14 protein-coding genes and 1 tRNA gene are annotated in these 13339 nt (G+C 64.2%); 8 read left to right on the top strand and 7 right to left on the bottom strand.

Annotation, left to right across the window (positions count from 1 at the left end):
- The first annotated feature begins 113 nt into the window (after window positions 1-113).
- The 4 genes from plsY to FDY95_RS07280 all read left to right on the top strand — a co-directional run bounded on the left by plsY (window position 114) and on the right by FDY95_RS07280 (window position 5766).
- Window positions 114-755, top strand: coding sequence for a glycerol-3-phosphate 1-O-acyltransferase PlsY (gene plsY / locus FDY95_RS07295; RefSeq protein ID WP_138076148.1), 642 nt, complete (start codon window positions 114-116; stop codon window positions 753-755).
- Window positions 756-879: 124 nt separating this feature from the next.
- A complete protein-coding gene (locus tag FDY95_RS07290; RefSeq protein ID WP_138076146.1) occupies window positions 880-1329 on the top strand; it encodes a BLUF domain-containing protein in 450 nt (149 codons plus the stop codon).
- A gap of 236 nt (window positions 1330-1565) precedes the next feature.
- Window positions 1566-3446 (top strand): PAS domain-containing sensor histidine kinase, encoded by a 1881-nt coding sequence (locus FDY95_RS07285; protein WP_138076144.1) that lies wholly within the window; start codon window positions 1566-1568, stop codon window positions 3444-3446.
- Window positions 3447-4395: 949 nt separating this feature from the next.
- Window positions 4396-5766: a dipeptidase gene (locus tag FDY95_RS07280; protein WP_138076142.1), complete on the top strand. Its 1371-nt coding sequence runs from the start codon at window positions 4396-4398 to the stop codon at window positions 5764-5766.
- 76 nt (window positions 5767-5842) lie between these two features.
- Here FDY95_RS07280 and FDY95_RS07275 read toward each other — a convergent pair whose 3' ends face one another.
- The 5 genes from FDY95_RS07275 to FDY95_RS07260 form a co-directional block, all read right to left on the bottom strand.
- Window positions 5843-6418, bottom strand: a complete 576-nt coding sequence (locus tag FDY95_RS07275; RefSeq protein ID WP_138076140.1) for a porin family protein — start codon at window positions 6416-6418, stop codon at window positions 5843-5845.
- 57 nt (window positions 6419-6475) lie between these two features.
- A complete protein-coding gene (locus FDY95_RS07270) occupies window positions 6476-6922 on the bottom strand; it encodes an outer membrane beta-barrel protein (protein ID WP_171025567.1) in 447 nt (148 codons plus the stop codon).
- Window positions 6856-7155: a hypothetical protein gene (locus FDY95_RS07265; protein WP_138076136.1), complete on the bottom strand. Its 300-nt coding sequence runs from the start codon at window positions 7153-7155 to the stop codon at window positions 6856-6858. Before FDY95_RS07265 ends, FDY95_RS07270 begins: the two co-directional genes overlap by 67 nt.
- 157 nt (window positions 7156-7312) lie before the next feature.
- Complete coding sequence (locus tag FDY95_RS26910) at window positions 7313-7444, bottom strand: hypothetical protein (RefSeq protein ID WP_262710169.1); 132 nt, start codon at window positions 7442-7444, stop codon at window positions 7313-7315.
- Between the two features lie 77 nt (window positions 7445-7521).
- Complete coding sequence (locus FDY95_RS07260; protein ID WP_138076134.1) at window positions 7522-8277, bottom strand: porin family protein; 756 nt, start codon at window positions 8275-8277, stop codon at window positions 7522-7524.
- Between the two features lie 235 nt (window positions 8278-8512).
- Here FDY95_RS07260 and FDY95_RS07255 point away from each other — a divergent pair, with 235 nt between their 5' ends.
- Together FDY95_RS07255 and FDY95_RS07250 are read left to right on the top strand one after the other, a co-directional pair.
- A complete protein-coding gene (locus tag FDY95_RS07255; protein WP_138076132.1) occupies window positions 8513-9640 on the top strand; it encodes an acyloxyacyl hydrolase in 1128 nt (375 codons plus the stop codon).
- Window positions 9641-9765: 125 nt separating this feature from the next.
- Entirely contained in the window at window positions 9766-10458 is a 693-nt protein-coding gene (locus FDY95_RS07250) for a DUF2306 domain-containing protein (protein WP_138076131.1), read from the top strand.
- 129 nt (window positions 10459-10587) lie between these two features.
- On the opposite strand, the gene FDY95_RS27120 is transcribed toward FDY95_RS07250, so the two are convergent.
- Both FDY95_RS27120 and FDY95_RS07240 read right to left on the bottom strand, forming a co-directional pair.
- Window positions 10588-10722 carry a 30S ribosomal protein THX gene (locus FDY95_RS27120; protein ID WP_138076129.1) on the bottom strand — a complete coding sequence of 45 codons (135 nt, stop codon included), beginning with the start codon at window positions 10720-10722 and terminating at the stop codon, window positions 10588-10590.
- Window positions 10723-11778, bottom strand: a complete 1056-nt coding sequence (locus FDY95_RS07240; RefSeq protein WP_138076128.1) for a quinone-dependent dihydroorotate dehydrogenase — start codon at window positions 11776-11778, stop codon at window positions 10723-10725.
- A gap of 248 nt (window positions 11779-12026) precedes the next feature.
- On the opposite strand from FDY95_RS07240, the gene FDY95_RS07235 reads away from it, so the two are divergent.
- Window positions 12027-12099: transfer RNA gene (locus FDY95_RS07235), tRNA-Lys, on the top strand.
- Between the two features lie 275 nt (window positions 12100-12374).
- Entirely contained in the window at window positions 12375-13184 is an 810-nt protein-coding gene (locus FDY95_RS07230; RefSeq protein WP_138076126.1) for a hypothetical protein, read from the top strand.
- Window positions 13185-13339 lie beyond the last annotated feature (155 nt).

The following is a 13339-nucleotide window of genomic DNA, read 5'->3' as shown; positions in this document are numbered from 1 at the left end:
CCCCGGCCCCGGCCGGGGCTGCTTTTTTTGTGCCGGGCGTAGTCGAGCCTGGCCGTTGCGTCGTAGCGTTACCGAGGCACGTTATCTTTGGCCGCCCCGACGTTTCCCTGCTTATGACCTACGCTTACCTCGCCCTGGCCCTCGGACTGGCTTACCTGCTCGGCTCCATTCCCACCGCCCTCTGGGTGGGCCGCCGCTTCTACGGCATCGACGTGCGGGAGCACGGCTCCGGCAACGCGGGCGCCACCAATACCTTCCGCGTGCTCGGCAAGAAGCCCGGCTCCTTCGTGCTGCTGGTCGACGCGCTCAAGGGCTTCGTGGCCGCCTACTTCCTGCCCATGTGGCTGGTGAATGTGGGCGCCATTCCGGCCGAGCACGAGGTGTTTTACCGCCTGGCTTGCGGGGTGCTGGCCGTGGTGGGCCACATCTACCCGGTCTTCGCGCAGTTTCGCGGGGGCAAGGGCGTGGCCACCATCCTGGGCATGATGCTGGGCGTGGCCCCGGCCACGGTGGGCGTGTGCCTGCTGGTATTCCTGGCGGTATTGCTCACCACCCGCTACGTGTCGCTCAGCTCCATGACGGCCGGTGTGGCCTTCGCCCTATTGCAGCTCACGCCCTGGTTTGCCCCGCCGCAGCCCTTCCTGATTTACGTGGGCTTCATCCTGGCGGCCCTGCTGATTTACACCCACCGCGCCAACATCGGGCGGCTGCGCAGCGGCACCGAAAGCCGCGTGCCGCTGCCCTGGGCGAAGTAGACCGGCTAGCTGACCGGGAACCGCTGCCGGAGTGGCGCCCGGCGTCCTACCCGCCCGCAACGGCGCAACACCTGCCCCGTTCTTTGCCGTACCTAACAGTCGAGCTACCTCCCCCGACACACCTATGAAGCACATCGTGTACCTGAGCCGGGCCGTGCGGCCGCTTTCCGACCAGGACCTGCAGGAACTGCTGGCCCAGTGCCGCCGCGACAACGCCCGCAACGGCATCACCGGCATCCTCTTCTACAGCCACGGCAACATCGCCCAGCTGTTTGAAGGCGAAGATGTCGTAGCCGAAACGCTGTTCGATAAAATTGCCCAGGACGGCCGCCACTCCCACGTGCAGAAGCTCATCGACCGGCCCATCAGCCACCGCAGCTTCGCCGACTGGCACATGGCCTTTCATCCCATCGAACCGGCTGGCTTCGAAGCCTTGCAGGGGTTTCTGCTGCCCCAGCACGTGCCCGCGCCCCCCGAAACGCTCAGCATTGCCGACGCCACGCTGGTGGAGTTGGTGCGCCTGGCCGTCTTTGGTCCCGCTGCCGCGGCGCCCGACACTGCGACGCCAGCGTAGGGCTGCCGTAAATTCGGTCGGGTACCCCGTCTCAGCCGACCTGATCTGCCGGCCCTACCGCTGGCCAACCACTGCGGACACGGGTTCGGCGCCGCGGTTTGCGCCCGCTAGTAAGCGGATAACATTCTGTTTTAGATATATTTCTGATTTTACCATACCATCGGGTTGTGCTGAAAGCTAATTAACTTGGACGCCGATTATCCGACGCCATCGGGGCGTGGCTTCTTCTATTGCGTATGCAAGAACAGCACCTTCAGGACATTCTGCGGCGTTTGCCGGCCGGCGTCGCCACCTTGGAGGGCCCCGAGTTGCGCTACAGCTTCGTGAACGAAGCCTTTGCTCGGCTGCTCAATGCCGGTGAGCTGCTGGGCCGCACCGTGGCCGAGGTGCCGGGCCCCTGGCCGGCCGACCTGCTGGGCGTGATGCAGCAGGTGTACCGCACCGGGCTGGGCCACGTGGCCAAGGCCTGCCCGCTCTGCGACGACCCTACCGCCCGCGACGAAGGCGTTTACTACGACGTCACCCTGGAACCCATCTGCGCCGCCGATGGCACGGTGAGCGGGCTGCTGCTCTTCGTGGTCGACGTGACGGTGCAGGAGCAGGCCCGGCAGCGCACCCACGAGCTGGCCATCGAAACGCGCCGCCTCGACGCGCGCCTGCGGGTGCTGTCCGAAACCGCCCCGCAAATCACCTTCACCATCGACGCCGCAGGCCGCTGCGAGTACGTGAGCCCGCAGTGGTACTTCTTCACCGGGCAGCCGCGCACCTCCGATCTGAACGCCATCTGGCCCCTGCTCATTCACCCCGACGACCGGCTGCGGGTGCTCTACCAGTCGGAGGCGGCCCGCAACTCCGGCACCGGCTGGAGCTACGAGTACCGCCTGCGCCGCCACGACGGGCAGTACCGCTGGATGCTCAGCCGCGCCCTGCCCGAGCTGCACACCGCCGCCACCCCGCCCCTGCACTGGCACGGCGCCCTCACCGAAATTCACGACCAGCGCGAGCTGGCCGAAGCCCTGCGCCGCGGCGAAGCCGAGTTGCGCTTCCTGGCCGACAGCATCCCCGAGCTGATCTGGACGGCCTCAGCCGAGGGCTTCGTGGAGTACTACAACCAGTACACCGGCGACTACTCCGGCCTGACCACCGCCGAGCTGGGCCCCACCGGCTGGATCAACCTGCTCCACCCCGACGAGCAGGCCGGCGCCGCCCGCCAGTGGGTGCACAGCGTGGCCACCGGCGAAGAGTACGAGGGCGTGTTCCGCATGCGCCGCCACGACGGCCGCTACCGCTGGCACATCATCCGAGCCCGGCAGCTCACCGACGGGCAGGGCCCGCGCTGGTTCGGGGCCTGCACCGACGTGGACGACCAGCACCGCCTGCGCCAGGTGCTCCAGACGCAGTACGACGAGCTGGCCCAGGCCAACCGCGACCTGGATACCTTCGTGTATACCGCCTCCCACGACCTGAAGCAGCCCGTGCTCAACCTGCGCGGCCTCTTCGACGAGCTGCGCCGCACCGCCACTTTCCACGACCCCGAGAAAACCCAGATGCTGGTGATGGTGGACGAGGCCCTGACCCAGCTGGACCTGACGCTGCAGGAACTGGCCGCCACCGTGCGCGACCAGCGCGGCCTCTCGGCCCCGGTGGAGGAGCTGGACGTGCGCCACGTGGCCGAGGAAGTGCTGCTGGGCCTGCGGGTGCAGGTGCAGCAGAGCGGCGCCGAAATCGAACTGGACACCGACGAGGCGCCGCTGCTCACCTACGGCCGCGCCAACCTCCGCTCGGTGCTCCACAACCTGATCAGCAACGCGCTGAAGTTTGCCCACCCCGACCGCACCCCGCACGTGCAGATCCGCAGCTTCCGCACCGCGGACGGCCACCCGGGGCTGCAGGTGCAGGACAACGGCCTGGGCATGGTGCTGCCTGACGAGCCGGCCGCCGTGTTTCAGCCCTTCACGCGGCAGCACCCGCACATCGGCGGCTCGGGCGTGGGGCTGTACCTGGTACAGCGCATCGTGAGCAGCCGCGGCGGGCGCCTGGAAGTTGAAAGCACCGTGGGCGAGGGCACTACGTTTACCATCTACTGGGAAGAGGGCACGGCCGCCGACCATGTCTGAGGCCGTGCTTTCGTCGCTGATTTGTTCTGTCGCAGTAGAGCGTCTCGAAGTAAAAACCCTCTTCCCTTTGGTGGAGTCAGCAAGATTATGCCCCAAGGTCGTCCCAGGTTCTGTGCTATTGCTGCAAGCGTAATGCTACTGGTTAGCATCTGCAGTCCTGCCTACGCGCTTGGTGACCAGATAATCCCTGGTACTGCTGCTCTTCTGGCCAGTCCGCTGCTGTTGGTCTTGTTTTGGGCAGTTGTTTTTGTGGCCAATCGAGGGGATGAAATCAATCCAATACGGCCTGAGATGCTGCTGATAGCGGGGTGGTTGGGCCTACTATTCAATAGTGGTTGGCTCACTTGGCTTGTCGTAATGGCGCCCTCTACTTGGAACGCAGGTACGGAAGTTGGCTGGGGCTTATTCGTGGCCTACCTGTTGCCGTCGGGAGGGCTTGCCGTGTTTCTGATGCTACGCAAGCGTTTACGTCCAGCACTACTTCTGGTAGGGGCCAGTTTGGTGATAGGGGTAATCTATTGGCTGAAATGGCAAATGTAAGCGCTGCCATTCCTGCCGCATAGCCTGCCACTGCTCCTGGGAAAGGCGCCATCCATTACCGATAACCTTGACACCCCGGCCGAACTGCCCACCAGCGCACCCGAAGAGGCAGAAGCATCTCCGGAAACGGCTTCGGTCGTGCCGGAAAGAGCTTCGGATGTGCCGGAAGTGTCTTCGGTCGTGGCGGGAGGACCTTCGGACGGGCCGGAAAGACCTTCGGTCGGGGCGGGGGCTGCTTCGGTTGGGCCGATAGAAGCTTCGGTTGCTGCTGACGGCGCTTCAGACGCCACGGCGGCGGTTTTGGTCGGGGCGACTGAAGCTTTGGGCGGTATTGCCGGGCGTTCGGTGCATCCGGGCCCGTCTGCTACCTTTACGGCCCTAGTCAACCCGACCACCTTTTCCCAACCCGATGACTTCTTTCCTGACCGAAAACCAGGACCGTTTCCTGAGCGAGCTGCTGGAGTGGCTGCGCATCCCGTCGGTTTCCGCCGACCCCAAGTTCCACGGCGACGTGCTCAAGGCCGCCGAGTACCTGAAGATGCGCCTCCAGGAGGTCGGCCTCGACAACGTGGAGCTGTGCCAGACGGCCGGCAACCCCATCGTCTACGGCGAGAAGCTCATCGACCCCAAGTTGCCCACCGTACTTGTGTACGGCCACTACGACGTGCAGCCCGCCGACCCCTACGAACTGTGGACCTCCGGCCCTTTCGACCCGGTCATCAAGGACGGCAAGATCTACGCCCGCGGCGCCTGCGACGACAAGGGCCAGGTGTACATGCACGTGAAGGCCTTCGAGGTGCTCAACCAGCAGGGCGGCGTGCCCTGCAACGTGAAGGTGATGATTGAGGGCGAAGAGGAAGTGGGCTCCGAAAACCTGGGCCTCTTCGTCAACGCCAACAAGGAGAAGCTCAAGGCCGACGTGGTGCTGCTCTCCGACACCGGCATCATTGCCAACGACACGCCCAGCATCGAGGTGGGCCTGCGCGGGCTGAGCTACCACGAGGTGGAGGTGACCGGCCCCAACCGCGACCTGCACTCCGGCCTCTACGGCGGCGCCGTGCACAACCCCATCAACGCGCTGTGCAAGATGATTGCCTCGCTGCACGACGAGAACGGCCACATCACCATCCCCGGCTTCTACGACAACGTGGACGTGCTGACCCCGGAGGAGCGCACCGAGCTGAACAAGGCGCCCTACAGCGAGGAAGAGTACAAGCAGAGCATCGGTCTGCCCGCCACCTACGGCGAGAAGGGCTACACCACCATCGAGCGCACCAGCATCCGCCCGACTTTGGACGTGAACGGCATCTGGGGCGGCTACACCGGCGAGGGCGCCAAGACGGTTATTGCCTCCAAGGCCTACGCCAAAATCTCGATGCGCCTGGTGCCGCACCAGACGTCGGAGGAAATCAGCCAGCTGTTCCAGAAGCACTTCACCAGCATTGCCCCCGAAGGCGTGACGGTGACGGTGAAGCCCCACCACGGCGGCGAGCCGGTGGTAACGCCCACCGACTCGGTGGCCTACAAAGCCGCCGCCCAGGCTTTGGAAGACACCTTCGGCAAAAAGCCCATTCCCACGCGCGGCGGCGGCTCTATCCCCATCGTGGCCATGTTCAAGTCGGAGCTGGGCGTGGATTCGGTGCTGCTCGGCTTCGGCCTCGATTCGGACGCCATTCACTCGCCCAACGAACACTACGGCGTGTTCAACTTCATGAAGGGCATCGAAACCATCCCGCTGTTCTATCAGCACTACACCCGTATGATGCAGCAGCCGGCTTAAGCAGCCCGGCCCACGCGCCACGACGCCCGGCTTCCGCGAGGAGGCCGGGCGTTTCCGTTGGCGGGCAGGCCGGGGCTTACAGGTCGTTGAAGCGGTAGCCCAGCTGCAGCTGAAAGGCCGAGTTGTAGATGCGGTTGGCCAGGCTCGATTCGGGCAGCAGCTTGACGAAGCCGGGGTTGTAGCGCAACCCCAGGCTCAGGCCGTTTTCGGCCTGGTAACCCAGGCCCAGCACCGCGCCCACGTCCACTTTCTGGTAGCCCAGGTCGAAGGCCGGGGCCCCGTCGGGCTTCGACACGGCGCGCGTCAGGAAGCCCACTTGCGGGCCCAGCTCGAAGAACGGCCCGTCGGCGTCGATGCGCAGCAGCAGCGGCACGTCGATGTAGCTGATCCGGTCGTGCCCGCCGTTGCTGACGGTGTAGGTGTGGCCCTTGGTGGAGTAGAGCACCTCGGGCTGCACTGAGAACATGTCGCTGAAGGCAATATTGGCCGTCACGCCGCCATTGATGCCCAGCAGGTACTTGGAGTTGCCCTTGTCCTCACCGTAGTAGTTGGAGAGGGTCGGCCCGATTTTGAGGCCGAACTTAACGTCCTGGGCCGAGGCGCCGTGCGCCACTGCGCCGAGCAGTGGCAGCGCCAACAGAAACTTTTTCATGCGTTGGAATAAAGGGATGCCCGCCACGCCAAGGCGCTGCGGGCGAGGAAAATGTGCTTATTTGCTACCGAGCAGGTAGCCCACGTACAACTGGAAAGCCGAGTTGCGGGCATTTTTGTAGCTACCGTTCTGGTAAGCATCCTTCGCGAAGTCGGTGAAGGCGCCGTTGTAGCGCAGCCCGATCATCGGGCCGCTGTCGGCCTGGTAGCCCAGCCCCACGGCGTAGCCAAGCTCGAAACGGTTGACGTTGTCCAGGTTTTGGGCGCTGCTGACGTCGTAGCTCGGAATGCCCGGGATGTTGCTTTCCTGCTTGGTCTTGTCCTTGATGTTGAGCAGGTAGCCGAATTGCGGCCCGGCTTCGAAGAACAGCCCGTCGGCGTTGATTTTGGCTAGAATCGGCAGCTCCAGGTAGTTGTAGTTGACCGAGCCGCTGCGCTTCACCTTGTACGAGCCGATGGCAAACTCCGAGTCGCTGTTCTTATAGCCCTTCTGCGAGTACAGCAACTCGGGCTGAATGGAGAGAAGAACCCGTCGCCGGTCAGATCGGCGTTGAGCAGCAGCCCGCCGTGAAAGCCGAACTTGTTCTCAAACCGGTCCTCGTCGGTGACGTCGCCGGCAATGTTGGAGTAGTTGGCCCCCGCCTTGAGGCCGACGCGGACGCCTTGGGCATGAGCGGCCGGAGCAGTAGCCAGCGCCGTGCCCGTCATCAGCGCAGCGGCGAGAAAAGCGTGTTTCATAGCCGTGGAAAAAGCAAAAAAGTGAATAATCCGCCGGCCCGAAATGGCCGTCGACGCTCCTAAAACGAGGAATCTCAGCAGATGTTGACCTTTGGAAAATACAACGCCCGGCCGCTGCATGCAGCGGCCGGGCGCGGTCGGCACTGCCGCCAGGCGGTTACCGGCTCGGAATCAGGTAGCTCAGCGGCAATTGCACTGCCGAGTGCCGGGCGTCTTTTAGGTCGCCGTTGAAGTACGTGTCGCCGCTTTCGGCCTTCACAAAGTCGCTGAAGGCCCCGTTGTAGCGCAATCCGATGCCCGGTGCGAAAAAAGCAAGGCCGCTCCCGAAACGGAAGCGGCCTTGGCAAGCGGAAAGCGGAAGCCGGCTTAGCGGCTGCCCACCGGCAACATGTAGCCCAGTTGCAGGGTGAAGGCGTTGTTGAAGGCCTTCGGCTCGTTGTCGGTGTCCTTGGTATCAATCAGCGAGTTGAAGCCGCGGGCGTAGCGCAGGCCAATGCTCAGGCCGCTTTGCGACTGGTAGCCCACGCCGGCCACCGCGCCGATATCAAACTGCGCCAGGTCCGATTTGTAGGCCTCGTCGCGCGACACGCCGGTGTAATCGAGGAAGGCGCTGCGCGACTCGTCCTTCACCTTGGTGCCGTCGGCGCGCTTCTCGGTGTACTGGGTTTTGGTGCGCGAGCCAAACAGGTAGCTCACCTGAGGGCCAGCCTCAAAGAACAGCCCACCCGCGTTGATGCGCGCCAGCACCGGCACGTCGATGTAGTGGAGCACGCGCTGCTGCTCCTGCTCAATCTTGGCGACGCCCGACGGCAATGCGGCCGTATTAGTGGTTTGCGACTGGATTTCGTAGCCCTTGCGGTTGTAAAGCACTTCCGGCGCAATGGCGAAGAACCCGTCGGAGCTGATGGGCAGCTGGAAGGCCAAGCCGGCGTTGTAGCCCAGCTTGTAGCTGCCCAAAGACGAGCTGTAGTTGGCCCCGGTGATGTTCTGCACGTTGTCGCCGGAGATGTTGGAGTAGGTGCCGCCGACCTTCACGCCGACGCGGAAGCCACCCGGGTCCTGGGCGTGGGCAAGGGTGGCGGTGGCCAACGAAGCAAGGGTAAAAAGGGCTGCCTTTTTCATGGGAAAGTTCGGAATAATGGGGTGGGAAGGAGCGCGGCGACCAGGGCTCTACACAGTTCCGGGGTTGGGGTAGGCCGCGCGATGTTGTGCCTGATACGGGCAGCCAGGGGGGCGGTGTTGCATCGGTGCTATTAATAAATCATGACACCCTGTAAAAAACCAGGGTCCCAACAGGCAATACGCGGCCCTTGAGGCGCCGGTGCGTACTTTTGCCGCCGTCTGCTTTGCCCCGTCTATGTCGCTCAGTACCCGTTTGTTTCTCTCCCTGGCGCTTGGGCTGGGGGCCGCTGCCGGGCTCCGTGCGCAGGACGTGACGCCGCCCGTTGCTGCCGCCACCCCCGAGCCGCTGGTACTGGGGCTGTACGCGCAGGGCGGCTTCATCATTGCCCACTCGCCGCGCGTCAAGCACCTCGTGACGGCCCACCCCACCGGCCTGGAGCTGAACCTGCAGCGGCAGCTGACGGGCCGGGCGCCCTGGCATGCCTGGTACCGCTACCCCAAGGCCGGCCTCGCGCTGGTCTATTACGACTACCACAACCCCGTGCTGCAGCACTCCTTCGCGGCCTCGGTGTATTTGAGCAAGACCTTCTGGCGCACCCAGCGGCAGGATCTGAGCTTCCGCCTCGGCACCGGCGTGGGCTACTTCCCGTTTCCCTTCGACCAGCAGACCAACCACAAGAACACCTTCGTCAGCTCGCACCTGAACGCCACCATTCAGGCCCGGCTGGAATACGACGTGGCCCTCACGCCCAAGCTGGGCCTGCTGCTGGGCGTGGCCCTGAACCACTACTCCAACGGCGCCACCGCCAAGCCCAACCTCGGCATCAACATCCCGACGGTGCTACTGGGCCTGAACTACCATCAGCAGCGCCACTTCACGCCCGCCCCCCTCGACCCGGTGGCCGACCAGCCCGCCGACCTCGGCCGCACCTTCTGGAACCTGAGCACCAGCGCCGGCCTGAAGCAGCGCAACGAGTCGGACCACACCAACTACTGGGTGAACTCGGTGACGGTGGCCGCGGGCCGGCGCGTCAACCGCAAGAGCAACCTGCTGGTGGGCCTGGAAGGCTTCTACGACCGCAGCCTGCTGGCCGAGCAGCGCGACACCGCCCGCGCCGGCGACAAGCTGCCCGACGTGAAAAAAGCCGGCGTGTTCATCGGCCACGAGCTGCTGTTCGGCCGCCTCGCCTTCGACACGCACCTGGGCTTCTATCTCTACAATCCCTACAAGTCCAACAAGTTCTACTACGAGCGCGTGGGCCTGAAATACCACTTCACCGAGCACCTCTTCGGCGCCATCGACCTGAAAGTGCACCGCGGCGCCGCCGACGTGCTGGAGTGGAAAGTGGGCGTGAAGCTGTAGCCCCGGCGCCGGTTCGGGCACGTCCGGCGGCAATTCGGGGGCTGAATCCGACGGTTGGGTAACTGCGCTTTGGCCAATCCGCCGCGGCGTGGCACCTTTCGACCGTTCATCCACCGCGCCCCGCCATGACCCTCGAAACGTTTCTCACCCTGAACCGCTGGCTGCACATCGGCTGCGGCATGATTGGCTTCTTCGTGGCCCCGGTGGCCCTGGCCACGCGCAAGGGCGGCCCGGCCCACCGCTTCTGGGGGCGCGTGTTTTTCTGGGCCATGCTCACGGCCGGCGTCACGGCCATCGTGGCGGCCACGTTCAAGGGCCTCACCTTCCTGCTGCTGACGGGCATCTTCTCGCTCTACCTATCCTGGCTCGGCTACCGCGCCCTCTACCAAAAGCGCCTGAACCGGGGCCAGAATCCGGCCTTCTACGACTGGCTGGGCGCGGGCGCGGCGCTGCTGGTGTTTCTGGGCACCATCGTCTACGCCGTGCTGACGCAGAACATCGTGTCGGGCGTGTTCGGGCTGGCCGGCACGCGCCTGGCGGTGGCCGAGCTGCAGAAGCTGCGCCGCCCGGCCGAAGTCGCTCCGAACCGTTGGTTTTTCGACCACATGCGCGGTTTCATTCTCTCCTACGTCGCCGCTGTGTCGGCCTTTTCAGCCACCTCCTTCACCTTTCTGCCTATGGCCGTGCGCTTCCTCTGGCCCACCGTGGTCGGCGTGCCGCTGATGATCTACTGGGTGCGCCGCTACCGCCGCCAGTTCGCCAAGGGCCAGCGCCCCGCCGACGTGGCCCCGGTGCGCATTCAGCCGGAGCTGGCCTGAGATGCGCCGCGCTGGCTTAACTGCCCCAAAACAGCGTCGCCGCTCCGGTTCAGGAGCGGCGACGCTGTTGTTAAGAGTTGCCCGGTGGTTAGGGCTGCGGAGCCACCGGCGGGGCGACGGTTTTCTTGACTATGCTGTGGGGTGGCTGCTGCCGAAGGTTCCCTTGGTAAGCTTGCCGAGGCGCGTTTTCTTGTCTCCCTTACCCGTGATGCAGGGTGTTATAGTGACTGAAGGCACACGCCAAGAGCCACAACAACGTTGCATTTAGCGTCCGCCTTCGTGGACGCTGCCCGCGGCCACAAGTCGGCGGCACATGCGCTGCACCACACCGGGTCCTTCGTAGATGAAGCCGGTGTAGAGCTGCACCAGCGTAGCCCCGGCCGCCAGCTTTTCCTGCACGTCGTCGGGGGTGAAGATGCCGCCCACGCCGATGATGGGGAAGCTGCCGCCCGACTGCTGGTGCAGGTAACGAATAACTTCGGTGGCGCGGGCCCGCAGCGGCGCCCCGCTCAGCCCGCCCGCGCCCAGCTGCTCCACCGCAGCGGCGGGCGTGCGCAGGCCGCCGCGGTCAATGGTCGTATTGGTGGCCACCACCCCGCTAAGGCCCGCCTCGCGCACGATGCCGATGATGTCGTCGAGCTGCTCGTTGGTGAGGTCGGGCGCAATCTTGAGCAGCAGCGGGCGAGGCGTGCGCCGGGCGTGGTTTTCGCGCTGCACCGTGCGCAGCAGCGCCAGCAGCGGCTCCCGCTCCTGCAGCTGCCGCAGCCCCGGCGTGTTCGGCGACGATACGTTCACCACGAAGTAGTCGACGACCTCGTGCAGGGCCTGCACGCCGGCCACGTAGTCCTGGGCGGCCTGCTCGTTGGGCGTGTCCTTGTTCTTGCCGATGTTGCCGCCGATGATGATATCGGTTGAGCGCCGCCGCAGCCGCTCGGCCGCCGCAGCCGCCCCGGCGTTGTTGAAGCCCATGCGGTTGATCAGCGCCCGGTCGGTGGGCAGGCGAAACAGGCGCGGCGCGGGGTTGCCCGGCTGCGCCCGCGGCGTCACCGTCCCGATTTCGATGTGCCCGAAGCCCAGCGCGGCCAGCTCATCCACCAGCCGCGCGTCCTTGTCGAAGCCGGCGGCCAGGCCGATGGGGTTGCGGAAGCGCAGCCCGAACACCTCACGCTCCAGACTGGGGTGCTGGTAACTGAACTGCTGCCGCAGCAGCGCCGTCAGGCCCGGCAGCCGGCTGCCGGCGGCCAGGGCGCCGAAGGTGAAATGGTGGGCTTGCTCGGCGCTGAGCTGAAACAGCAGCGGGCGAAGTAGAGCTTGGTACATGGCAGGCCGTGGCTAGTCCGGGCCACAAAGCTCCTAACTAAATCCGGGAGTACCGCAGTGACCCACACCCCGGCCGCGTTTTGCGCCGACATTTTTTTGCGTGATTTTATTTCGCTGTAAATAAATGAGGTAGGTGCCTGGAGCCCCCTCTTTACTATTCAAAGAGTAACCCCGGGTTTGAATATGTCGTCTCGCCTATTACTTTTGCCGTCCCTTTCGGTGAAAGCCGCGCTTTCCCCAAAGAGCCTGATTCTGTAGCTCAGCTGGTAGAGCAGTACACTTTTAATGTACGGGTCCTGGGTTCGAATCCCAGCGGAATCACTAAAAACCCTGTTTGCAAGCTGCAGACAGGGTTTTTTATTTAGTGGGTATGTAAGTGGGTATGGAAACGGCTGCTGAATTGCTGGTGGTAGGCACCTACTTGTTGGTTTTTGTAAAGTGGAAGTAACATATCGGCTGCTGGATCATAAGATGCAGCCGGATGAGGTAAAATAAGCCGTGCTGGCATCGTTTAACCAGTTGCTCAAGTAGCGCTAACTTGCCGCGCTGTCACCTGGCCGCTTTTTCTCGTCGTTTACACCTACCCGTTCTTCTTCATGGCAACCGCTGCTGGTCTTCCGGCTGATGAGGCTACAACCCGTCAGGCAGCATGGGATACTGCGTTACCTGATCTGGTCGACCGGACGTTGGCCCAGTGGTGCGCGCCGCTGGCGGGTGTACGCGGCGGCCCCAACAAAGCCACGGTCCTGGGCATCCTATACGCCGCATTGCACGAACAGCAGCAGCGCCGACCGGGCTACGCGGCCTTTGCCGCGCTGGATCCCGTGACCATCCAAGAGATTGCGGTGCACCTGCCCGATGAACAAGCGTTTCACCAGTACATCTACCTGGAAGCGGGGCGCCGCGTCCTTCACGAACTGCGGCAGTTGCAGCTACGCTCTCTGGGCTATAAGGAGCAACCCTCCTTGCTGGACACCATTGAGGAGACTTACGCGCGGCTGCAGCGCGAGGAGCACCACCGCGCCCTGCTGCAGGCCGCGCAAGACCGTACACGGCCGGTGGCCTCCAGTCTGGCCGCGCTATTCGTGTCGCAGGTGGACGTATCGGCGGTCGTGGCTGCGCTCCAAGCGAATGAGGTGCTCACCGACGCTGGGCGGTGGGATGGCAGCCGGGGCCGGGCCAACGACCTGATGGCGCTGGTGCTCGTCTGGCAGGAGGGAGGTTACCTCGTGCCGGCCAAGTGGATCCAGTTGATGCGCTCGTTTATGGAGCACTTTGGGTTAGTTATTCCCGAATCGTATGCACGCCGTCGAGACAAAGCCAACCCCGAGGTGGTGCAAGCGTTTGCGCGCCTGTTTCCCGGCCGCGGCAAAATTACGCGGGTACAGCTCCGCCTCGTCCGCTAGGACGCGTGGCGCACGGATGGGCACAGGTCACATGGTAGAGATTTCTGTGATTTTTAGAACTGATTATCAGGAGGTAACGCGGTGTATTAGGGCCATTTAGCCCGTTTGTGACCCTCCGCCCCTAGGGCGTGTACGCGACCCTCTTCCTTTGCCCT

The organism is Hymenobacter jeollabukensis, assembly GCF_005771675.1.
Taxonomy (GTDB): Bacteria; Bacteroidota; Bacteroidia; order Cytophagales; family Hymenobacteraceae; genus Solirubrum; species Solirubrum jeollabukense.
The sequence above is the reverse complement of the archived record's forward strand: the minus strand, read 5'-3'. Positions and strand labels throughout refer to the sequence as shown.

Bases quoted from the DNA above. Each gene is read 5' to 3' on its own strand.
- FDY95_RS07230 (WP_138076126.1), top strand. From the start codon at position 12,375: ATGGCAACCGCTGCTGGTCTTCCGGCTGATGAGGCTACAACCCGTCAG.
- FDY95_RS07240 (WP_138076128.1), bottom strand. From the start codon at position 11,778: ATGTACCAAGCTCTACTTCGCCCGCTGCTGTTTCAGCTCAGCGCCGAG.
- FDY95_RS07275 (WP_138076140.1), bottom strand. From the start codon at position 6,418: ATGAAAAAGTTTCTGTTGGCGCTGCCACTGCTCGGCGCAGTGGCGCAC.
- FDY95_RS07265 (WP_138076136.1), bottom strand. From the start codon at position 7,155: ATGAAACACGCTTTTCTCGCCGCTGCGCTGATGACGGGCACGGCGCTG.
- FDY95_RS07280 (WP_138076142.1), top strand. From the start codon at position 4,396: ATGACTTCTTTCCTGACCGAAAACCAGGACCGTTTCCTGAGCGAGCTG.
- FDY95_RS07285 (WP_138076144.1), top strand. From the start codon at position 1,566: ATGCAAGAACAGCACCTTCAGGACATTCTGCGGCGTTTGCCGGCCGGC.
- FDY95_RS07250 (WP_138076131.1), top strand. From the start codon at position 9,766: ATGACCCTCGAAACGTTTCTCACCCTGAACCGCTGGCTGCACATCGGC.
- plsY (WP_138076148.1), top strand. From the start codon at position 114: ATGACCTACGCTTACCTCGCCCTGGCCCTCGGACTGGCTTACCTGCTC.
- FDY95_RS07290 (WP_138076146.1), top strand. From the start codon at position 880: ATGAAGCACATCGTGTACCTGAGCCGGGCCGTGCGGCCGCTTTCCGAC.
- FDY95_RS27120 (WP_138076129.1), bottom strand. From the start codon at position 10,722: ATGCAACGTTGTTGTGGCTCTTGGCGTGTGCCTTCAGTCACTATAACA.
- FDY95_RS07260 (WP_138076134.1), bottom strand. From the start codon at position 8,277: ATGAAAAAGGCAGCCCTTTTTACCCTTGCTTCGTTGGCCACCGCCACC.
- FDY95_RS07255 (WP_138076132.1), top strand. From the start codon at position 8,513: ATGTCGCTCAGTACCCGTTTGTTTCTCTCCCTGGCGCTTGGGCTGGGG.